The organism is Pseudomonas sp. SP16.1 (genome assembly GCF_052682975.1).
In genome coordinates this window covers 2,746,571-2,767,025 of the sequence record NZ_JBQYFZ010000001.1, presented here as the reverse complement: position 1 = coordinate 2,767,025, position 20,455 = coordinate 2,746,571, and the positions used below count along the sequence as shown (strand labels likewise).

Below are 20,455 nucleotides of genomic sequence, written 5' to 3'. Positions count from 1 at the left end.
AGGCATGACTACGGTAAGCGGCACCAGCTCGGTACTGGATCAGTACCAGATCAAGCAGGACAACACGCAGAACAAGGATCTCGGCAAGAACGAGTTCCTCAACCTGCTGGTGGCCCAGCTGAACAACCAGAATCCGCTGGAGCCCCAGGGCAATGGCGAGTTCATTGCCCAGCTGGCGCAGTTCAGCAGCCTGGAGGGCATCGAGAAGCTCAACACCAGCATGGAATCGATGCTGTCGTCCTATCAGTCGTCGCAGGCGCTGCAGGCGTCGTCCCTGGTGGGGCGCAAGGTGATAGTGCCGACCGAGAAGGCGGTGGTCGATACCGGCGAGAGCTTCAAGGCCAGCCTGGTATTGCCGGTCACCAGCAGCAACGTCTACGTCAACGTCTACGACAACGCGGGCGCGGTGGTCAGGCGCATCAACCTGGGCGAGCAGGCCGCCGGCAACGTCAGCTTCATCTGGGACGGCAAGGACGCCAGCGGCAACCTGATGCCGCCGGGTACCTACAAGTTCGAGGCGCAAGCCACCTATGACAACGAGACCAAGGGTCTCTACACCCTGCTGCCGGCCAACGTCGACAGCGTCACCTTGGGTGGTAGCGAACTCATGCTCAATCTCGCCGGTCTCGGCAGCGTCGCGCTTTCGCAAGTACAAGTGATCGGCCAATAACTATTGCCGCCGGCAGTTCCGGCAAAGGAGTCCTCCATGGCGTTCAATATTGGTCTCAGTGGTCTGCGCGCCGCGACCAGCGACCTCAATGTCACCGGCAACAACATTGCCAACGCCGGCACCGCCGGCTTCAAGATGTCGCGCGCCGAGTTCGCCGACGTCTATGCCGCCTCGGTGCTGGGTTCCGGGTCCAACCCGCAGGGCAGCGGCGTGCTGCTCGGCAACGTGTCGCAGCTGTTCAACCAGGGCAACATCAACTACACGCAGAACGCCCTGGACCTGGCGATCAATGGCAACGGCTTCTTCCAGGTCAGCAACAACGGTGCCTTGAGCTATACCCGTGCCGGCTACTTCGGCACCGACCGCGAAGGTTTTTTGGTCGACAACTTCGGCTACAACCTGCAGGGCTACACGGTGGATGGCAGCGGCAATCTGCAGACCGGCGTGGTCGGTGACCTGCAGATCCAGACCGCCAGTCAGGAGCCGCAGGCGACTTCGAGCATGGCCCAGGTGTTCAACCTCAACTCGACCAACAGCGCGCCGGTCACCACGCCGTTCGATGCGACCGACCCGACCACCTACAACTCCTCGACCTCGACCAACATCTACGACTCGCAGGGCAATTCCCACGTGCTGACGCAGTACTTCGTCAAGACGGGCTCCAACAGCTGGGATATGCAGGTGCTGATCGACGGGCGCAGTCCGGGCGATGCGGCGCAGGAGCCGCCGGTTCCGGCGGTGATTCCGCTGGAGTTCAGTGCCGCGGGTCAGCTCGATACGGACGCGCTGGATGCCGCCACCTTGCCGGCGGGCTTCAGCTCGGACAATGGCGTCATCAGCTACGCCGGCTGGGATCCGGCGGGGCTGGACACCTCGGGGGCCACTCCGGTCTGGGGGCCTAACGGCGCCGCTACTCCCAGTCCGTTCACGGTGGACCTGCGCGGCTCTACCCAGTTCGCCAGCTCCTTCGCCGTCAACAGCGTCAGTCAGGACGGCTACACCACCGGCCAGCTGGCCGGCCTGGAGATCGACGACACCGGGATGATCTTCGCGCGCTACACCAACGGTCAGTCCAAGGTGCAGGGACAGATCATCCTGGCGAGTTTCGCCAACGTGCAGGGTCTGACTCCGGTGGGCAAGACCCAGTGGGTGCAGTCCTTCGAGTCCGGCGAGCCGGTGCGCAACCCGCCGCGTTCCGGCACCCTGGGGGCGATCCAGTCCGGCGCGCTGGAGGACTCCAACGTCGAGCTTTCCGATCAGCTGGTCAACCTGATCGTCGCCCAGCGCAACTACCAGGCCAACGCCAAGACCATCGAGACCGAGAGCGCCGTCACCCAGACCATCATCAACCTGCGTTGATAGGTCTCGTCCGGCAAAGCGGCAAGCCAGTCTTGCCGCTTTGCCGTTGTGGCGCCGGCAAGCATTCGCCGCCGCCATCTTTCCGACTGTCATGATTTCAAATTAAGTCCTTAACAATCAGCTGCTTAGGGTGTTTATTCGGATTTGGCACGGCACTTGCTGCATGGCATGCAAAGAGCCACGGGCGACAGGCCCTCTCGGAGAACCACCATGGACAAGCTGCTGTACGTCTCCATGACCGGCGCGCACAACAACACCCTGGCCCAGCGTGCGCACGCCAACAACCTGGCCAACGTCTCCACCTCGGGTTTTCGCCGCGACTTCGAACAGGCGCGTTCCATGCCGCTGTTCGGCGACGGCTATCCGGCGCGCGTGTATGCCATGAGCGAGCGCCCGGCCACCGATTTCCGCCCCGGCTCGCTGCAGGAAACCGGGCGCGACCTCGACGTGGCGGTCGGCGGCAAGGGCTGGATCGCCGTGCAGGCGGCCGATGGCAGCGAGGCCTATGTGCGCACTGCCAGCCTGAACATCGATGCCCTCGGCGTGCTGCGCACCGGCAACGGTTTGCCGGTGATGGGCAATGCCGGGCCGATCGCCGTGCCGCCGGAGCAGAAGGTGGAGATCGGCCAGGACGGCACCATCAGCATTCGCGCCCTCGGCGAGGACCCCAACGTGCTGGCCGAGGTCGACCGCATCAAGCTGGTCAATCCGGACCCCAAATCGCTGGAGAAGGGCAGTGATGGCCTGATCCGCCTCAGGGGCCAGGCCGAGGCGCCGGCCGATGCCACGGTGCAGGTGACGTCGGGCTTTCTCGAGTCGAGCAACGTCAACGCCGTCGAGGAGATGACCGCGATCCTCTCGCTGTCCCGCCAGTTCGAGTTGCAGGTGAAGATGATGCGTACCGCCGAGGACAACGCCTCGTCCATGGCGCGGGTTTTGCAAATTAGCTAGTTATCAGCACGCGGCGCCATGAATCCGGCGCCCGAGGAGATTCGATATGCTTCCGGCACTGTGGGTCAGCAAGACCGGTCTGTCCGCCCAGGACATGAACCTGACCACCATTTCCAACAACCTGGCCAACGTCTCCACCACCGGCTTCAAGCGCGACCGCGCCGAGTTCGAGGACCTGCTGTACCAGATCCGTCGTCAGCCGGGCGGCCAGTCCAGCCAGGACAGCGAGCTGCCCTCCGGGCTGCAGCTGGGTACCGGGGTGCGCGTGGTCGGCACGCAGAAGATCTTCACCGCAGGCAGCCTGCAGACCACCGAGCAGCCGCTGGACATGGCGGTCAACGGCCGCGGCTTCTTCCAGGTGCTGCTGCCCGACGGCACCGTTTCCTACACCCGCGACGGCAGCTTCCACCTCGACTCCGACGGGCAGATCGTCACCTCCAGCGGCTTCGCCCTGGAGCCGGCCATCGTCCTGCCGGCCGAGGTGCGCACCTTCACCGTCGGCGAGGACGGCACCGTGTCGGTAACCACCGCCGGCAATCCGCAGCCGCAGATCATCGGCAACATCCAGTTGGCCGACTTCGTCAACCCGGCCGGCCTCGAGGCCATCGGCAACAACCTGTTCCTGGAGACCGGCTCCAGCGGAGCGCCGCAGGTCGGCAACCCGGGCCTCAACGGCCTCGGCACCACCCTGCAGAACACCCTGGAGAACTCCAACGTCAGCGTGGTGGAGGAGCTGGTGAACATGATCACCACCCAGCGCGCCTACGAAATGAACTCCAAGGTGATTTCCACCGCCGATCAGATGCTGTCCTTCGTGACGCAGAACCTCTGATCCTTTCTTGATTTCGTTGTGAACGCCGCGAGGTAGTGGTCATGAACCGGCAAATATTCTGTTTCCCCCTGTTGGCCGGCCTGCTGCTCGGCAGCGGCTGCGTGGCGCCGACAGCCAAGCCGGACGATCCCTATTACGCCCCGGTGTTGCCGCGCACGCCGCTGCCGGCGGCGCAGAACAACGGCTCGATCTACCAGGCCGGCTTCGAGAATGGCCTGTACGACGACCGCAAGGCCTTCCGCGTCGGCGACATCATTACCATCACCCTCAACGAGCGCACCCAGGCCAGCAAGAACGCCAACAGCGATATGGAGAAGGACAGCAGCGCCAACATGAGCATGGGCGCCCTGTTCGGCGGCGGTGTATCGGCAACCAATCCGCTCACCGGTGGCCGCATGACCCTGGACACCGAGTTCTCCGGTTCGCGTGATGCCAGTGGTTCCAGCCAGGCGGGGCAGAGCAACAGCCTGTCCGGCTCGATCACCGTCACCGTCGCCGAGGTGCTGCCCAACGGCATCCTCGCCGTGCGCGGCGAGAAGTGGATGACCCTCAACACCGGCGACGAGCTGGTGCGCATCTCCGGGCTGGTTCGCGCCGACGACATCGCCACCGACAACACCGTGGCCTCGACCCGGGTGGCCGATGCGCGCATCACCTATTCCGGCACCGGCGCCTTCGCCGACGCCAGCCAGCCGGGCTGGCTGAGCCGCTTCTTCCTCAGCCCGATGTGGCCGTTCTGAGCGAGGCTGTACTGATGAAATCCTGGCTGGCCCACGTTCCTTCTTCGGCTGCGAGTCGCCTGGCGCAGTACTGCGCGCGCTTCGTCGGCACGGGCTCCGCACGCGCGGCCTTCGCCGTCGCGCCGGCTCGCCCGCGCCATCCGCTGCTGTCGGCGTTGCGTCCGGCAACCAAGGCGCAGCCGCTGCAGGGCGCCTCCTGCCGCCGGCAATTCGCCGCCGCCCACCGCGGCTATCGCCGCCGTGGCGCCAACGACTGGCTGCTGCTGGCGACCCTGCTGGCGTGCCTGCTGCTGAGCCTGCCGACCCAGGCCGAGCGACTCAAGGACCTGGCCTCGATCCAGGGCGTGCGCAGCAACCAGCTGATCGGCTACGGCCTGGTCGTGGGCCTCAACGGCAGTGGCGACCAGACCACCCAGACCCCCTTCACCGTGCAGACCTTCAACAACATGCTGGCGCAGTTCGGCATCAAGGTGCCGCCGGGTGGCAACGTGCAGCTGAAGAACGTCGCTGCGGTATCGGTGCATGCCGACCTGCCGCCGTTCGCCAAGCCCGGGCAGACCATCGACATCACCATTTCCTCCATCGGCAACGCCAAGAGCCTGCGCGGCGGCAGCCTGCTGATGACCCCGCTCAAGGGCATCGACGGCAACGTCTACGCCATCGCCCAGGGCAACCTGGTGGTCGGCGGCTTCGATGCCGAGGGCGGCGACGGCTCGCGTATCACCGTCAACGTGCCTTCGGCCGGACGCATCCCCGGCGGCGCCACGGTGGAGCGCCCGGTGCCCAGCGGCTTCGACCAGGGCAACACGCTGACCCTGAACCTCAACCGCCCGGACTTCACCACGGCGAAGAACATCGTCGACCAGATCAACGACCTGCTCGGCCCGGGCGTGGCCCAGGCCATCGACGGTGGTTCGATCCGCGTCAGCGCGCCGCTCGATCCCAACCAGCGCGTCGACTACCTGTCGATCCTGGAGAACCTCGAAGTGCAGGCCGGCCAGGCGGTGGCCAAGGTGATCATCAACTCGCGCACCGGCACCATCGTCATCGGCCAGAACGTGAGGGTGCAGCCGGCCGCGGTGACCCACGGCAGCCTGACCGTGACCATCACCGAAGACCCCATCGTCAGCCAGCCCGAGGCCTTCTCCGGCGGCCAGACTGCCGTGGTGCCGCGCTCGCGGGTCGGGGCCGAGCAGGAGGCCAAGCCGATGTTCAAGTTCGCCCCCGGCACCAGCCTCGACGAGATCGTGCGTGCGGTTAACCAGGTGGGCGCCGCGCCTTCCGACCTGATGGCCATCCTCGAGGCGCTCAAGCAAGCCGGCGCTCTCCAGGCCGACCTGATCGTGATCTGAGAGAGGTACGGACCATGGACTCGCGACTTAGCGCCGGTTTGCTCGGCAACGGCAAGAGCCCCATCGACAGCGGCGCCTTCACCGACCTGAACCGCCTGAACCAGTTCAAGGTGGGCGGCGACAGCGAGCAGAACATCCGCAAGGTCGCCGAGGAATTCGAGTCGCTGTTCATGAACGAGATGCTCAAGGCCATGCGCTCGGCCAACGCCGCGTTCGGCGAGGGCAATTTCATGAACAGCAACGAGAGCAAGACCTACCAGGACATGCACGACCAGCAGCTGTCGGTGACCCTGGCCAAGGAAGGGCGCGGCATCGGCCTGGCCGACGTGCTGGTGCGGCAGATGTCCAAGCTCAAGCAGCCCTTCAGTCGACCCAATCCCTTCGCCCAGATCGAACAGCCGGTGAGCGGGACGCGCGCGGCCGAGGCCGAAAAGCTGGCCGACAGCGAAGGTTTCCGTGACGAGGTCGCGCTGCTCAACCGCCGCCGCCTGGCGGTGCCGGGCAAGCTGGCCGACCGCCTGCTGGCCGGCATCGTGCCGCCTGCCGGTGAAGGCGAGGGCAAGGCCCTGGCCGGTGGCGACTGGATTCCGGCGCAGGCCTTCGCCGCCCCCAAGGCCGATGGTCTGAGCCTGGCCGGCAGCGACGCCATCAGCGGCCGGCGCATCGCCCAGCCGCCGCTGGCGCCGGGCAAGGCCGCGTTCGCCTCGCCGCAGGAGTTCGTCGCCACCATGCTGCCGATGGCCGAGGCGGCGGCAGAGAAGATCGGCGTCGACCCGCGCTACCTGGTAGCCCAGGCCGCGCTGGAAACCGGCTGGGGCAAGTCGATCATCCGCACCCGCGACGGCGAAAGCAGCCACAACCTGTTCGGCATCAAGAGCCACAACAGCTGGGACGGCGAGTCGGCGCGCGTGCTGACCACCGAGTACAAGGGCGGCAAGGCGGTCAGGGAGGCGGCCAACTTCCGCGCCTACGACTCCTATGCGCAGAGCTTCGACGACTACGTCAGCTTCCTGCAGAGCAATGGCCGCTACCAGAAGGCGCTGGGCGCCACCGAGAATCCGGAGCGTTTCGTCAAGGAACTGCAGCAGGCCGGTTACGCCACCGATCCCAACTACGCGCGCAAGATCGCCCAGATCGCCCGCAAGATGCAGACCTATCAGGCGGTGGCCGCTGCCGATAGCGCCACCACCAGGACCTGAGGCTGAAGCATGGCTGACCTACTCAATATTGGCCTGTCCGGGCTCTCGGCGAGCAAGACCCAGCTCAGCGTCACCGGTCATAACATCACCAACGTCAACACGTCCGGCTATACCCGCCAGGATGCCGTGCAGGCCACGCGCACCCCGCAATTCGTTGGCGTCGGCTATATAGGTTCGGGCACCACGCTGACCGACATCCGTCGCAGCTACAGCGAGTTCCTCACCAGCCAGCAGCGCTCCAGCACCGCCCTGGCCAGCGACGTGGCGGCCTACAAGAGCCAGATCGATCAGCTCGACGCGCTGCTGGCCGGCTCCACCACAGGTATCACCCCTTCGCTGCAGTCGTTCTTCGCCGCGTTGCAGACTGCGGCCGAAGACCCGGCCAATGTCCCGGCGCGGCAACTGGTGCTGTCCGAGGCCGAGGGCCTGGCGCGGCGCTTCAATACCGTCTACGAGCGATTGAACGAGCAGAACAACTTTCTCAATAAGCAGATGGTGGCGGTCAGCGACCAGGTCAACCGCCTGGCCACCAGTGTCGCCAGCCTGAACAATGCCATCGCCACTGCCGCGGCCAACGGCCAGCAGCCCAACGACTTGCTCGATGCCCGCGACGAGGCGGTGCGTCAACTGTCCACCTATATCGGCGTCACTGTGGTGCCGCAGGACGACAGCAGCTACAACCTCTTCATCGGAAGCGGCCAGCCATTGGTGGTCGGTGCCACCGCCAATAAGCTGGAGGTCGGGCCGGGACAGGGCGACCCTACGCGTTTCGAGGTGCAGTTCGTCAGCGGCAACTCGCGTCAGACCATCACCACCCAGCTCAGCGGCGGCGAACTGGGTGGCCTGATCCGCTATCGCCAGGAAGTGCTGGATTCCACCTTCAATTCTCTCGGCCGTCTGGCGTTGGCGGTCAGCGATCAGGTCAACAGCCAGCTGGGGCAGGGCCTCGACCTCAAGGGGGATGTGGGCACTGCGCTGTTCGGCGATTACAACGACCCGGCGTTGGCGGCGCTGCGCGTACGTGCCTTCAGCAGCAACAGCGGCAATGCCCAGCCGCTGCTCAGTATCAGCGACACCAGCCTGCTGACTGCCAGCGATTACCGTCTGGAGTTCGACGGCACCAACTATACGGCGCGCCGGCTTAGCGACAATGCGACCATCGATGTGCAGGAAGACCCGCCAGGTAGCGGCGTGTTGACGTTCAGTCATACCGATAGCCTGGGTACTACGCGCGACCAGGGCTTCACCCTCGAGGTGGGGACGCCGGCGCCAGCGGCGGGCGATCTCTTCCTGCTGCAGCCGACTCGTCGCGGCGCCAGCGATATCACCGCGGTGCTCGATCAGCCGGACCAGCTGGCTTTTGCCGCTCCGGTGCGCGCCGAAGCCAACCTGCAGAACCGTGGTACTGGCGCCATCAGCCAGCCCGATCTGCAGTCCGTGCTGAACCTCGCCAGCCTCACCGGTGCCTTGCCGGTGACCCTGACCTACGACGAGGCCGCCGGCGACTTCACGGCTCCGGCCGGCGCTACGCTGACCCGCATCAACGCCGACGGTACGGCCGCTACCCCGGCCACCTTCCAGCCCGGACAGACCAACAGCTACGAATTGCAGCTGGCGGACGGCAGCACCCTGCGCCTGACCCTCAGCGGCCGCCCGCAGGAAGGCGATACCTTCTCCGTCGCCTTCAATGCCAATGGTGTCTCCGACAACCGCAACGCGCTGAAGCTGGCCGACTTGCAATCCAAGGCGACCGTCGGCGTCGACTCCGCTGCGCCAGGGAGTACCGGGGTGAGTTTCTCCGATGGCTACGGCGATCTGGTCGAGCGGGTCGGCACCCTGACCGCCCAGGCACGCCTGGACGGCGAGGCGACCACGGCGATTCTCAAGCAGGCCACCGACAACCGCGATGCGCTGTCGGGGGTCAACCTGGACGAAGAGGCGGCCAACCTGATCAAGTTCGAGCAGTACTACAACGCCTCGGCGCAGATCATTCAAGTTGCCCGCAGTTTGTTCGATACCTTGATCAATACCTTCAGATAGATACGCGCGATTTTATCCGTGCGCAGAACAATCCCCCCTCCCTCCGGGAGAGGGCTAGGGTGAGGACCGGCCAGACACGGGCCCTACCCGCATTGCCACAAGAGGCCAGAGCATGCGCATCTCCACCATCCAGGCGTTCAACAACGGGGTTTCCGGCCTGCAGCGCAACTACGCCAACGCCATCCGCACCCAGGAACAGATCAGCACCGGCAACCGCATCCTCACCCCGGCGGACGACCCGGTGGCCTCGGTGCGCCTGCTGCAACTCGAGCAGCAGCAGTCGGTGCTGAGCCAGTACCAGGCCAACCTGACAGCGGCGAAGAACAGCCTGACTCAGGAGGAGGTGACCCTGGGTTCGGTCAACACCGTGTTGCAGCGGGTACGCGAGCTGGCGGTGCAGGCCGGCAATGGCGCGCTCAGCCAGACCGACCGCCAGTCCATAGCCGCCGAGCTGGGGCAGCGCGAGGAGGAACTGCTGGCGCTGATGAACACCCGCAACGCCCGCGGCGAATACCTGTTCGCCGGCTTCCAGGGCAAGACCCAACCCTATCTGCGCACGGCCGACGGCAGCTATCTGTACCAGGGCGACGACGGCCAGCGCAAACTGCAGATCGCCAGCTCCTTGGAGCTGCCGATCAGCGACAGCGGCCGGGCGATCTTCGACAGCGGCCGCAATGCCGCGCGCCTGAGCATCGGTGGCAATCCGGCGGCGCCGGCTGCGCCCGTCGTCAGCGGCGCGCTGGTCGATGATGAGGTGGCCTTCGCCAGCTTCCCTGCCGGCGGCATTCGCCTCGACTTCAACGACCCGGCCGACCCGCTGGCCTATACCCTGACCCCGGTGGACGAGAACGGGGTGGATGGCACGCCGGTCAGCCGACGTCTGGTGGAGGGGCAGGACAGCCTGGTGCAGTACGGCGGCGTGGCCTTCCATGTCAACGGCGTACCGCCCGCCGGCACGAGCTACACCGTGCAGCCGCCGGACAGCGACCCCGCCACTGCACCTGCCAACAAGGTCGGCATCCTCAATACGATTGCGACTCTGCGCCAGGCGCTGGAAGACGCGGCCGATAGCGGGGAGGGCAATCGCCAGGTGCGCGATGCGGTGGCGCTGGGCCTCACCAATCTGGACAACAATATGGTGGCCCTGGATCAGGTGCGCGGGCAGATCGGCGCGCGGCTCAATGTGGTGGAAACCTCGCTGACCGACAATGAGGACGTCACCCTGGTCAACAAGTCGGTGCAGGCCGAACTGCGCGAACTGGACTACGCCGAGGCGCTGTCGCGCCTGGCCTTCCAGTCGGTGATCCTCGAGGCGGCGCAGCAGAGCTACGTGAAGATCGCCGGGCTCAACCTGTTCAATCAGCTGCGCTGACGGGTTTGCGGCGCTGGGTGTAGGAGCGGATTTATCCGCGAAGCTGTTCCCGGCCCACTTCGCGGGGCGTGATTCCAGGCTACGAATGTCGACTGTAGGAGCCCCGCTCCGGGGCGAAGCTTTTGTTATTTGCGCCGTCTGCCCGAGTGGATTCGCCGCGGGGCGCGGCTCCTACAGCATGGGCAAACCGCTTGATTGAGTGGTATCAGCCCGGGGCTACCGTTTTTCGCAGCAGCCAATCGCCATCCAGCCCGACAACCCTTTGGCGAACCCTCTGCATCGATCCGGACATCCCCATAACCAGCTGTTTTAAAACACAAAAAAAAAATCCACAAAAAACTCGAAAAAAGCCTAAAGCCATCACCGGGGGCGCCGATACAAATCACGAATGCGAAGTAACTGGGTGCCTGAGCAAGGCGACCGCCCAAGCGCTCGCAGCACCCGGCTCATCTGAGTACCAGCCCATTGGAGGCAACACCATGGCCCTTACCGTCAATACCAACATTGCGTCCCTGAACACTCAGCGCAACCTGAACTCCTCGTCCAAGGCGCTGGATACTTCCCTGCAGCGTCTGTCCACCGGTTCGCGCATCAATTCCGCCAAGGACGACGCCGCCGGCCTGCAGATCTCCAACCGTCTGACTAGCCAGATCAATGGCTTGAACGTTGCGGTGCGCAACGCCAACGACGGTATCTCCCTGGCGCAGACCGCCGAAGGCGCCCTGCAGCAGTCGACCAATATCCTGCAGCGTATGCGTGACCTGTCCCTGCAGTCGGCCAACGGCAGTAACTCTACGACCGAACGCCAGGCTTTGAATCAGGAAGTGGCGCAACTTAAGGAAGAGCTGAATCGTATTGCCGATACCACCACTTTTGGTGGTCAGAAGCTTATGAATGGTGAGTTCGGCACTAAATTGTTCCAGGTCGGTTCCAATGCCAACGAGACCATCGGTGTTGCCATCAACTCTGCCCGTGCTTCGGATGTTGGTGCCAATCGTGTGAATCTGGCAGGTTCCGGTGTGGGGCAGATAATTGCTCCTGTTGCAGATTTGACTGCTGGGCCATCTGTATCGGGGCTTGGTGCTGCTAGTGCTACTTTGACCGTCACGGGCTCTGCGGGCTCTGAGACGACTGCCGAGATTGCGGCTGATTCGTCGGCGGCAGATGTGGCCTCTGCGGTCAACGGCATCACCGGTAGTACTGGGGTGACTGCTGATGCGCGGACCGTGGTCAAGCTCTCCGCACTCAGCGATGCCGGCTCCGTAAGTTTCAGCTTGACCGGCAAGGATGGAACTGCAACCACCGTTAGCGCTGTCGTTGCCAACAAGGATGACCTGCGCGACCTCGCAACCTCCATCAATACGCAAAGCTCTACCACCGGCATCAGCGCCGCCATCTCCGAGGATAGGAAGAGCATCACCCTGACCAACGAGAACGGCGATAATATCGAGATTGCGAACTTCGCCGTTGACACTGATGGGGACGGCACTGCTGATGCAGCGACTGTCGCTGTCGAGAATATGGATTACGAAGGAAAATCCTTTGCCACTCCGGAAACTGCGACGCTTACCAGTGCTGGCACTGATAGCACCATCATTACCGGTAACGTCCGCATGGATAGCAGCTCGTCTTTTCAGGTGAGTGGCGCCAACGCTGCCACGATCCTGGCCGGAACAACCGACAGCCTGTCTTCACTGGCCAAGGTTTCCGACGTTGATATCAGCACGGCCGATGGTGCTCAAAGCGCTATTGCGGTGATCGACGCGGCCATCGCCGGTATCGACAGGAATCGTGCGGCTCTCGGTGCCGTGCAGAATCGCTTTGAGAACACCATCTCCAACCTGCAGAACATCTCGGAAAACGTATCGGCTGCCCGCGGCCGTATCCAGGACACCGACTTCGCCGCCGAAACCGCCAACCTGAGCAAAAACCAGGTGCTGCAACAGGCCGGTACCGCGATCCTGGCCCAGGCCAACCAGCTGCCGCAGGCGGTCCTCAGCCTGCTGCGTTAAGCTTGAGGCTGGTTGCTGTGAACCACGGGGAGTAGCGCTTGCGCTACTCCCCGCTTTGCCATTTGAGGTGAAGTTATGGAAATCAATCTGCTTGGCGGTATTCCCAAGCCGGCATCTGTCGGTGCGTCGCGCAGCGACGCGGGCGCGTCTGTCTCGGCGCAAAAAGCGCCGGAGGATCGTCAACCTGCATTGCAATCGCAAGAGATCGGGCGTCAGCCGGTGGAGGAGGCGGTATCCAGCATCCGCGAATTTGCCCAGAGCATTCAGCGCAACCTGAATTTCAGCCTGGACGACTCGACCGGGCGGGTGGTGGTCAAGGTGACCGACGGCGTATCGGGCGAGGTCATTCGTCAGATTCCCTCTGAAGAAGCGCTGCGTCTGGCCGAAACCCTGGATGAGGTACGTAGCCTGCTGTTCAACGCCCAGGCCTGAGCGCATGGCTGGTACGTTTATTGCTGATTCTGCGCGTTGGCGTGGTGTTCGCGTCAACCCATTGGCGAGGTGGAACTTATGGCTGGCATAACGGGAATTGGCTCCGGCATCGATATCAATAGCATCGTCGGTGCCATGGTCAACGCCGAACGGGCGCCCAAGGAGGCGCAACTGGCGCGTCTGGAGAAGGCCTCTACCACCAAGTTCTCCGCCCTGGGCCAGCTCAAGAGCGCCTTGAGCGAACTGCAGACGGCGCTCAAGGAGCTCAATAACTCGTCGTTGTTCGAGAAGCGCACGGCTACTTCGTCCAATACCGCCGCGTTGACGGCCAGTGCCGGCAGTGCGGCTTTGGCCGGTAGTTATCAGGTCGAGGTCGGGCGCCTGGCGAGTGCCAGCAAGGTGGCGACCCAGGCTCTAGCCTCGGGCTTCAGCGCCGCAGGGGCGGGCACCCTGACGGTCAAGCTGGGCGCTGGCGACGAAGCCGGCGTCGAGGTGGCTATCGAGTCGGGCGATGACCTGGCCGCGATCCGTGACAAGCTCAACGCAGCGCTGAAGGACAAAGGGGTCACCGCCAATATCGTCAACGACCCGGCCGGAGGCACCTCGCGTCTGGTGCTAAATGCCAAGGAAACCGGCGCTGGCAAGGACATCTATATCGAGACGCCTGATGCTGCGCTCGCCGATCTGGCCATCGGCAGCATCGACTACAGCGACCCGGGCAATCCCGTGGGTACGCTCGCCGCGGTTAGTGGCTCTGCCGCGGGCTACCTCGAACTGGCCCTGAACGCCGAGTTCAAGATCGACGGCCTGAGCCTGAGCAGTGCCAGCAATACCATCAGCAACGCGATCCCCGACGTGACGCTGAATCTGGTCGGCAAGACTGAAGCGGACAAGCCGCTGACCGTGACCGTCGGGCAGGACAATGCCGGGGTCAAAAGCAGCATCAAGAAGTTCGTCGATACCTACAACAAATTGGTCTCGACCACCAGCCAGTTGACCAATGTCACCCAGGTCGGCGAGGGCAAGGCGCCGGTCGTCGGCGGCCTGGTGGGCGATGCCACAGTGCGTACCCTGCTCGGCAGCGTGCGCAACGAGCTGGTCAATCCCGGCGGTGAATCGGGGGATGCCGTGCGCATCCTGGCCGACCTGGGCATCACCACGCAGAAAGACGGCACGCTGAAGATCGACGATGGCAAACTCGATACCGCACTCAAGGATAACTACGACGCAGTGGGTGCCTTTTTCACCGGAGACAGCGGCTTGATGAAGCGCCTCGAGCAGCGTATCGAGGGCTACACGCAAGTCGGCGGCATTCTCGATGAGCGTATGAAGGGACTGCAAACCACCATCAGCGGTATCGACAAGCAGAGAGAAACCCTCAATCGCCGTATCGAACAGCTGCAGACTCGCCTATTCGCCCAGTTCAACGCCATGGACTCGCTGGTAGGGCAGTTGAGTCAGACTGGCGATCGCCTAGCGCAGGCGCTGGGCAGCCTGCCCGGCGTGGTGAAGAAGGACAGTTGAGCAATGAGTAACCCGATCGACACCTACAAGACGGTCAATACCGCTCAGGACGTCAGTCCCTACCGTATCGTCCAGCTATTGCTGCAAGGCGCCCTGGAGCGACTGTCCCTGGCGCGCCATGCGCAGCTCGAGGGCAATCCGGAGGTGCGCGGCCTGGCCGTCGGCAGCACCCTGTCCATCATCGGCGCATTGCAGGCCGGGCTGGACAAGGAGCTGGGCGGCGAGATCGCCGAGAACCTCGACGCGCTGTATGACTATATGACCCGGCGTCTGGCCGGCGTGGCGCTGGACGACACGCCGCGCAGCCTTGACGAGGTGCAGGCCCTGCTGAGCCAGATCAAGGAGGCCTGGGACGCCATCGGCCCCGAGGTTGAGTCCAGATCGGCGAGCTAAATTCGCCTAAAGCTTTGCCGGCCAGGGCCGATACTCCAGGTATCAGCCAAACAGCAGAGCGAGAGCGACGATGAATGCAATGGCGGCCCTCAAGCAGTACCAGACCGTCAACACCCAGGCTCAGGCCCTCGAAGCCAGTCCCCATCGCTTGATCCAGATGCTGATGGAAGGCGGTCTGACCCGTATCGCCCAGGCGCGTGGCGCCATGGAGCGCGGTCAGACGGAGCTGAAAGGCGAACTGATCGGCAAGAGCATCGCCATCGTCGGTGGCTTGCGCGAGGCGCTGGATCATCGTCAGGGTGGCGAGTTGGCAGCTAATCTGGATAGTCTTTACGAATACATGACGGGGCGACTGCTGCAGGCCAATCGCAGCAACGAGCCGGCGCTGCTCGAAGAAGTGGCCGCGCTGCTGCGCGAGGTCAAATCCGGTTGGGATGCCATCGCCCAGTAATGGCGAGGCGTCAGAGGAGAGGTTTATGAACGCTACCGTCCAGCATTTGCAGGAAACCGGCATGGCCTTGCGCGACGCCTTGGACAAGCAGGACTGGGCAGCCATCGGCGAGCTGGACCTGCAGTGCCGCATGGCGGTCGAGGCGGCGATGGTGGAGGGCGGCGACGAAGAGCAGTTGCGCAGCAGCATGGAAAACCTGTTGGCGCTCTATCGACAGCTGGTCGCCGTTTGCCAGGCCGAGCAGCAGCGCCTGGCCGGCGAATTGTTGCAGCTCAACCAGTCCCGCCAGGGCGCCAAGGTCTATCAGCTGTTCGGTTGATTTCGCCGTATTCTTCCGAGCTTGGCCGGGCACCCGGCCAGCTCGTTCCTTTCCCTCGGGTTCGCTTCGCTTCTTTTCTCTCCTTTCTGGCTACTACCCGTTCTGGCCGTCAATTGCCTAGCTATTCTAAGGGCGGGGCAAAAAAGTTACGCCATAAAATTGACATTGTCCGGTTTATTGACTTTACTAGTGGCTAATTGCTGGCGCCTGCCGAGGTTTTGGCGGGCGATATCCTTCACCCCTTGAGCCAGACAAATACAAGATGTGGCGTGAAACCAAGATCCTGCTGATTGACGACAATGCCGCGCGCCGCCATGAGACGGCGATCGTTCTGAATTTCCTGGGAGAGGAGCATCTTGCCTGCGGGAGCCAGGATTGGCGCGATGCCGTCGCTGGTCTCGATTCCAGCCGCGACGTGCTCAGCGTGCTGTTGGGGGAGGTGCAGTCCAAGGGTGGCGCTCTCGAACTGACCAAGCAGATTGCCGCCTGGGATGAATTTCTGCCGCTGCTGACGCTCGGCGAAACGGCCGCCAGCGACTGGCCCGAGGAGTTGCGCAGGCGGGTATTGACCGGCCTGGAAACCCCGCTGAGCTACAACAAGCTGCTCGATTCCCTGCATCGTGCCCAGGTCTATCGCGAGATGTACGACCAGGCGCGTGATCGCGGTCGTCAGCGCGAACCCAACCTGTTCCGCAGCCTGGTCGGCACCAGTCGCGCCATCCAGCAAGTGCGGCAGATGATGCAACAGGTAGCCGATACCGATGCCAGCGTGCTGATCCTGGGCGAGTCCGGCACTGGCAAGGAAGTGGTGGCGCGCAACCTGCACTATCACTCCAAGCGTCGCGACGCGCCGTTCGTGCCGGTCAACTGCGGCGCCATTCCCGCCGAACTGTTGGAGAGCGAGCTGTTCGGCCACGAGAAGGGGGCCTTCACCGGCGCCATCACCAGTCGGGCAGGACGTTTCGAACTGGCCAATGGTGGCACCCTGTTCCTCGACGAGATCGGCGACATGCCGCTGCCGATGCAGGTCAAGCTGCTGCGCGTGCTGCAGGAGCGCACCTTCGAACGGGTCGGCAGCAACAAGACGCAGAGCGCCGACGTGCGCATCATCGCCGCCACCCACAAGAATCTGGAGAAGATGATCGAGGACGGCAGCTTCCGCGAGGACCTGTACTACCGCCTGAACGTCTTCCCCATCGAGATGGCGCCGCTGCGCGAGCGCATCGAGGACATTCCGCTGCTGATGAACGAGCTGATCTCGCGCATGGAACACGAGAAGCGCGGCTCGATTCGTTTCAACTCGGCAGCCATCATGTCGCTGTGCCGCCACGACTGGGCGGGCAACGTGCGCGAGCTGGCCAATCTGGTCGAGCGCATGGCGATCATGCACCCCTACGGCGTGATCGGGGTCGGCGAGTTGCCGAAGAAATTCCGTCACGTCGACGACGAGGACGAGCAGATGGCCGTCAGCCTGCGCGACGAGCTGGAGGAGCGGGCGGCGATCATGGTCGGCCTGCCGGGCCTCGATACGCCGGCCATGCTGCCGCCGGAGGGGCTGGACCTCAAGGACTACCTGGGCAATCTCGAACAGGGCCTGATTCAGCAGGCGCTGGACGATGCCGGCGGTGTGGTGGCGCGAGCTGCCGAGCGCCTGCGCATCCGCCGCACCACCCTGGTGGAGAAGATGCGCAAGTACGGCATGAGCCGCCGCGAAGAGGACGGGCAGGACGACTGACCCGCCTGGGCACGCTCCGGACAATGCCATTTACCGACAGCATGCAGCCTCTGTAGGAGCCGCGCCCCGCGGCGAAGGCGGTCGAGCTGGCAGCGCGAACTGCAAGGCTTCGCCCCGGGGCTGGGCTCCTACACCCTTAGGGTGTGTGGCCTGGCGCCGGACAAGGCTGGCGCCATGTCGGGCCAGCGGGCTTATGCAGGGTGCGTCGTGCGCACCGACGGATTCTCGGCGCCCCCCGACCAAGAAAGCAGTGGAACGAAAGCCGGAGCTTTGACACAGTCTCCGGCCTTATTTTTCAAGTCATTGAAAAATAAGGTTAAAAAAGTAGGCACGGGGATTGCTAAACCTCTCTCATCCGACCGTCTTCTGACGGTGCGTTGTGCGAGAGAAGAATATGAAAGCAAGCGTCAGCCCCGTCGAGCCAGACGAGTCGAGCCTTTCGGCGCCGCTGGAACAAGCCAGTCGCGCCGGTCTGGAGCAGGCCTTCGCCCTGTTCAATCAGATGTCCAATCAGCTCAGCGAGTCCTACAGCCTGCTCGAGGCGCGGGTCAATGAGCTCAAGGGCGAGCTGGCCCTGGTCAGTGCCCAGCGCATGCAGGAGCTGGCGGAGAAGGAACGTCTGGCCCACCGCCTGCAGAGCCTGCTGGACCTGCTGCCCGGCGGGGTGATAGTGATCGACGGCCAGGGCGTGGTACGCGAGGCCAACCCGGTGGCGCGTGCGCTGCTCGGCCAGCCCCTGGTCGGCATGCTCTGGCGCCAGGTGATCGCGCGCAACTTCGCCCCGCGCGAGGACGACGGCCACGAAATCTCCCTGAAGGACGGGCGCCGCCTGTCCATCGCCACCCGTTCGCTGCACGGCGAGCCGGGGCAGCTTGTGCTTTTGACTGACCTGACCGAGACCCGGCGCTTGCAGGATCAGTTGTCGCGTCACGAGCGCCTGTCCGCCCTCGGGCGCATGGTCGCCTCGCTGGCCCATCAGATTCGCACGCCGTTATCGGCGGCGCTGCTGTACGCCAGTCACCTGAGCGAGCAAGTGCTGCCGGCCGAGCAGCAGCAGCGTTTCGCCGGGCGTCTCAAGGAGCGCCTGCACGAGCTGGAAAACCAGGTCCGCGACATGCTGATCTTCGCCCGCGGCGAGCTGCCGCTGCCGGACCGCCTCGGCCCGCAGGCGCTGTTCGCCGCCCTGCGTGCTGCCGCCGAGCCCCATGTGGCCGACATGACGGTGCGCTGGCAGTGCGACGTCCGCGCCGGCGAGCTGCTGTGCAACCGCGACACCCTGGTCGGCACCCTGCTCAATCTGATCGACAACGCCATCCAGGCGGCTGGACGCAATGCGCGCCTGAAGGTCCATCTATACCGCCGCGATAACCAACTGCGCATGTGCATCAGCGACAACGGCCCGGGGATGGATAGCGCCACCCTGGCGCGCCTGGGCGAACCCTTCTTTACCACCAAGACCACCGGCACCGGCCTCGGCCTGGCGGTGGTCAAGGCCGTGGCGCGCGCCCACCAGGGCCGGCTGCTGCTGCAATCGCGGGCCGGTCGCGGCACCTGCGCCATCCTTTCCCTGCCGCTGCTCGATGCGGCGCCCAGAATGAATCAGGAGTGATCCCCATGGCTGCCAAAGTCCTGCTGGTCGAAGACGACCGCGCCCTGCGCGAAGCCCTGGCCGATACCCTGTGTCTCGGCGGGCATGCCTACCGTGCGGTGGACTGCGCCGAGGCGGCGCTGCTCGCCCTCGGCGAGGAGTCATTCGGCCTGGTGGTCAGCGACGTGAATATGCCGGGTATGGACGGTCACCAGTTGCTGGCGCAGATCCGTAGCCGCTACCCGCAGTTGCCGGTGCTGCTGATGACCGCCTTCGGCGCGGTGGAGCGGGCGGTGGATGCGATCCGCCAGGGCGCCGCCGATTACCTGGTCAAGCCGTTCGAGCCGCGCACCCTGCTGGAGCTGGTGGCGCGTCATGCCCTGGGTCAGTTGAGTGCGGGCGACCGCGACGGCCCGGTGGCGCTGGAGCCGGCCAGCCTGCAGCTGCTGGAGTTGGCCGCGCGGGTGGCGCAGTGCGACTCGACGGTGATGATCACCGGCGAGTCCGGCACCGGCAAGGAAGTGCTGGCGCGCTACATCCACCAGCAGTCGCCGCGTGCCGGCGGGCCATTCATCGCCATCAACTGTGCGGCGATTCCCGACAACATGCTCGAGGCAACCCTGTTCGGCCACGAGAAGGGCGCCTTCACCGGCGCGGTGGCGGCGCAGCCGGGCAAGTTCGAGCTGGCCGACGGCGGCACCATCCTGCTCGACGAGATTTCCGAGATGCCCCTTGGCCTGCAGGCCAAGCTGCTGCGCGTGTTGCAGGAGCGCGAGGTGGAGAGGGTCGGCGCGCGCAAGCCGATCAGCCTGGATATCCGCGTGCTGGCCACCAGCAACCGTGACCTGGCTGGCGAGGTGGCGGCCGGGCGCTTCCGCGAAGACCTTTACTATCGCCTGTCGGTATTCCCCCTGGCCTGGCGACCGCTGCGCGAGCGTCCCGCCGATATCCTGCCACTGGCGGAGCGTTTGCTGGCCAAGCACGTCAAAAAAATGAATCAGTCCCCCGTGCGCCTGTCTGAGGCCGCCGCGCAGAGCCTGCTGCAGCACCAGTGGCCGGGCAACGTGCGCGAGCTGGACAATGCCATCCAGCGTGCGTTGATCCTCCAGCAGGGCGGCGTCATCCAGCCGCAGGACCTGTGCCTGCACGCACCCATAGGGCAGACGGTGCAGGCGGCTGCGCCGCGTCTGGCGGTGGTGCCGGGTGTGCCGGCGGCCCCGCCGCAGGCGGCCGAGGCGCAGGCCGCGATGGATGCCGGCGCGCTGGGCGAAGACCTGCGCCGCCGCGAGTTCCAGGTGATCATCGACACCCTGCGCGCCGAGCGCGGCCGCCGCAAGGAGGCCGCCGAACGCCTGGGCATCAGCCCGCGTACCCTGCGCTACAAGCTGGCGCAGATGCGCGATGCCGGGATGGACGTGGAGGCTTATCTCTACGCCAGCTAGTTTTGCTGTGCTGTGCTGTGCTGAGCGGGGGGGCAGGAGGTACG

Annotated in this window: 18 protein-coding genes; all 18 read left to right on the top strand. The window is 64.5% G+C overall.

Going from position 1 to position 20,455, the window contains the following annotated elements; genetic code table 11:
* The first annotated feature begins 4 nt into the window (after positions 1-4).
* The 18 genes from flgD to fleR all read left to right on the top strand — a co-directional run bounded on the left by flgD (position 5) and on the right by fleR (position 20,411).
* A complete protein-coding gene (gene flgD, locus ACUTAF_RS13335) occupies positions 5-670 on the top strand; it encodes a flagellar hook assembly protein FlgD (RefSeq protein ID WP_445580416.1) in 666 nt (221 codons plus the stop codon).
* Positions 671-706: 36 nt separating this feature from the next.
* Entirely contained in the window at positions 707-2,029 is a 1,323-nt protein-coding gene (gene flgE, locus ACUTAF_RS13330) for a flagellar hook protein FlgE (RefSeq protein ID WP_445580415.1), read from the top strand.
* Positions 2,030-2,239: 210 nt separating this feature from the next.
* Positions 2,240-2,980: a flagellar basal body rod protein FlgF gene (locus ACUTAF_RS13325; protein ID WP_445580414.1), complete on the top strand. Its 741-nt coding sequence runs from the start codon at positions 2,240-2,242 to the stop codon at positions 2,978-2,980.
* Positions 2,981-3,026: 46 nt separating this feature from the next.
* On the top strand, positions 3,027-3,812 hold the full coding sequence (flgG, locus tag ACUTAF_RS13320; RefSeq protein ID WP_445580413.1) for a flagellar basal-body rod protein FlgG: 786 nt from the start codon (positions 3,027-3,029) through the stop codon (positions 3,810-3,812).
* Between the two features lie 41 nt (positions 3,813-3,853).
* A complete protein-coding gene (gene flgH, locus ACUTAF_RS13315) occupies positions 3,854-4,552 on the top strand; it encodes a flagellar basal body L-ring protein FlgH (protein WP_445580412.1) in 699 nt (232 codons plus the stop codon).
* Positions 4,553-4,566: 14 nt separating this feature from the next.
* Positions 4,567-5,904, top strand: coding sequence for a flagellar basal body P-ring protein FlgI (locus ACUTAF_RS13310; protein ID WP_445580411.1), 1,338 nt, complete (start codon positions 4,567-4,569; stop codon positions 5,902-5,904).
* A gap of 14 nt (positions 5,905-5,918) precedes the next feature.
* Entirely contained in the window at positions 5,919-7,103 is a 1,185-nt protein-coding gene (gene flgJ / locus ACUTAF_RS13305) for a flagellar assembly peptidoglycan hydrolase FlgJ (RefSeq protein ID WP_445580410.1), read from the top strand.
* Between the two features lie 9 nt (positions 7,104-7,112).
* Positions 7,113-9,143 (top strand): flagellar hook-associated protein FlgK, encoded by a 2,031-nt coding sequence (flgK, locus tag ACUTAF_RS13300; protein WP_445580409.1) that lies wholly within the window; start codon positions 7,113-7,115, stop codon positions 9,141-9,143.
* 112 nt (positions 9,144-9,255) lie between these two features.
* A complete protein-coding gene (gene flgL / locus ACUTAF_RS13295) occupies positions 9,256-10,515 on the top strand; it encodes a flagellar hook-associated protein FlgL (protein ID WP_445580408.1) in 1,260 nt (419 codons plus the stop codon).
* A 479-nt stretch (positions 10,516-10,994) separates the two neighbouring features.
* Positions 10,995-12,527 carry a flagellin gene (locus ACUTAF_RS13290; protein WP_445582444.1) on the top strand — a complete coding sequence of 511 codons (1,533 nt, stop codon included), beginning with the start codon at positions 10,995-10,997 and terminating at the stop codon, positions 12,525-12,527.
* A 75-nt stretch (positions 12,528-12,602) separates the two neighbouring features.
* Positions 12,603-12,959, top strand: a complete 357-nt coding sequence (locus tag ACUTAF_RS13285) for a flagellar protein FlaG (protein ID WP_181564748.1) — start codon at positions 12,603-12,605, stop codon at positions 12,957-12,959.
* A 78-nt stretch (positions 12,960-13,037) separates the two neighbouring features.
* Entirely contained in the window at positions 13,038-14,483 is a 1,446-nt protein-coding gene (gene fliD, locus ACUTAF_RS13280; protein WP_445580407.1) for a flagellar filament capping protein FliD, read from the top strand.
* 3 nt (positions 14,484-14,486) lie between these two features.
* A complete protein-coding gene (fliS, locus tag ACUTAF_RS13275) occupies positions 14,487-14,876 on the top strand; it encodes a flagellar export chaperone FliS (protein WP_445580406.1) in 390 nt (129 codons plus the stop codon).
* Between the two features lie 70 nt (positions 14,877-14,946).
* Positions 14,947-15,327 (top strand): flagellar export chaperone FliS, encoded by a 381-nt coding sequence (gene fliS, locus ACUTAF_RS13270; RefSeq protein ID WP_445580405.1) that lies wholly within the window; start codon positions 14,947-14,949, stop codon positions 15,325-15,327.
* 25 nt (positions 15,328-15,352) lie between these two features.
* Positions 15,353-15,646: a flagellar protein FliT gene (locus tag ACUTAF_RS13265; protein WP_445580404.1), complete on the top strand. Its 294-nt coding sequence runs from the start codon at positions 15,353-15,355 to the stop codon at positions 15,644-15,646.
* Between the two features lie 262 nt (positions 15,647-15,908).
* Positions 15,909-17,381, top strand: coding sequence for a sigma-54 dependent transcriptional regulator (locus ACUTAF_RS13260; protein ID WP_445580403.1), 1,473 nt, complete (start codon positions 15,909-15,911; stop codon positions 17,379-17,381).
* Between the two features lie 394 nt (positions 17,382-17,775).
* On the top strand, positions 17,776-18,990 hold the full coding sequence (locus tag ACUTAF_RS13255; RefSeq protein ID WP_445580402.1) for a sensor histidine kinase: 1,215 nt from the start codon (positions 17,776-17,778) through the stop codon (positions 18,988-18,990).
* 5 nt (positions 18,991-18,995) lie between these two features.
* Complete coding sequence (gene fleR / locus ACUTAF_RS13250) at positions 18,996-20,411, top strand: sigma-54-dependent response regulator transcription factor FleR (protein WP_445580401.1); 1,416 nt, start codon at positions 18,996-18,998, stop codon at positions 20,409-20,411.
* The last annotated feature ends 44 nt before the right edge of the window (positions 20,412-20,455 follow it).

Coding starts and splice junctions, on each gene's coding strand:
- flgD (WP_445580416.1), top strand. CDS start 5: ATGACTACGGTAAGCGGCACCAGCTCGGTACTGGATCAGTACCAGATC.
- flgE (WP_445580415.1), top strand. CDS start 707: ATGGCGTTCAATATTGGTCTCAGTGGTCTGCGCGCCGCGACCAGCGAC.
- ACUTAF_RS13325 (WP_445580414.1), top strand. CDS start 2,240: ATGGACAAGCTGCTGTACGTCTCCATGACCGGCGCGCACAACAACACC.
- flgG (WP_445580413.1), top strand. CDS start 3,027: ATGCTTCCGGCACTGTGGGTCAGCAAGACCGGTCTGTCCGCCCAGGAC.
- flgH (WP_445580412.1), top strand. CDS start 3,854: ATGAACCGGCAAATATTCTGTTTCCCCCTGTTGGCCGGCCTGCTGCTC.
- ACUTAF_RS13310 (WP_445580411.1), top strand. CDS start 4,567: ATGAAATCCTGGCTGGCCCACGTTCCTTCTTCGGCTGCGAGTCGCCTG.
- flgJ (WP_445580410.1), top strand. CDS start 5,919: ATGGACTCGCGACTTAGCGCCGGTTTGCTCGGCAACGGCAAGAGCCCC.
- flgK (WP_445580409.1), top strand. CDS start 7,113: ATGGCTGACCTACTCAATATTGGCCTGTCCGGGCTCTCGGCGAGCAAG.
- flgL (WP_445580408.1), top strand. CDS start 9,256: ATGCGCATCTCCACCATCCAGGCGTTCAACAACGGGGTTTCCGGCCTG.
- ACUTAF_RS13290 (WP_445582444.1), top strand. CDS start 10,995: ATGGCCCTTACCGTCAATACCAACATTGCGTCCCTGAACACTCAGCGC.
- ACUTAF_RS13285 (WP_181564748.1), top strand. CDS start 12,603: ATGGAAATCAATCTGCTTGGCGGTATTCCCAAGCCGGCATCTGTCGGT.
- fliD (WP_445580407.1), top strand. CDS start 13,038: ATGGCTGGCATAACGGGAATTGGCTCCGGCATCGATATCAATAGCATC.
- fliS (WP_445580406.1), top strand. CDS start 14,487: ATGAGTAACCCGATCGACACCTACAAGACGGTCAATACCGCTCAGGAC.
- fliS (WP_445580405.1), top strand. CDS start 14,947: ATGAATGCAATGGCGGCCCTCAAGCAGTACCAGACCGTCAACACCCAG.
- ACUTAF_RS13265 (WP_445580404.1), top strand. CDS start 15,353: ATGAACGCTACCGTCCAGCATTTGCAGGAAACCGGCATGGCCTTGCGC.
- ACUTAF_RS13260 (WP_445580403.1), top strand. CDS start 15,909: ATGTGGCGTGAAACCAAGATCCTGCTGATTGACGACAATGCCGCGCGC.
- ACUTAF_RS13255 (WP_445580402.1), top strand. CDS start 17,776: ATGAAAGCAAGCGTCAGCCCCGTCGAGCCAGACGAGTCGAGCCTTTCG.
- fleR (WP_445580401.1), top strand. CDS start 18,996: ATGGCTGCCAAAGTCCTGCTGGTCGAAGACGACCGCGCCCTGCGCGAA.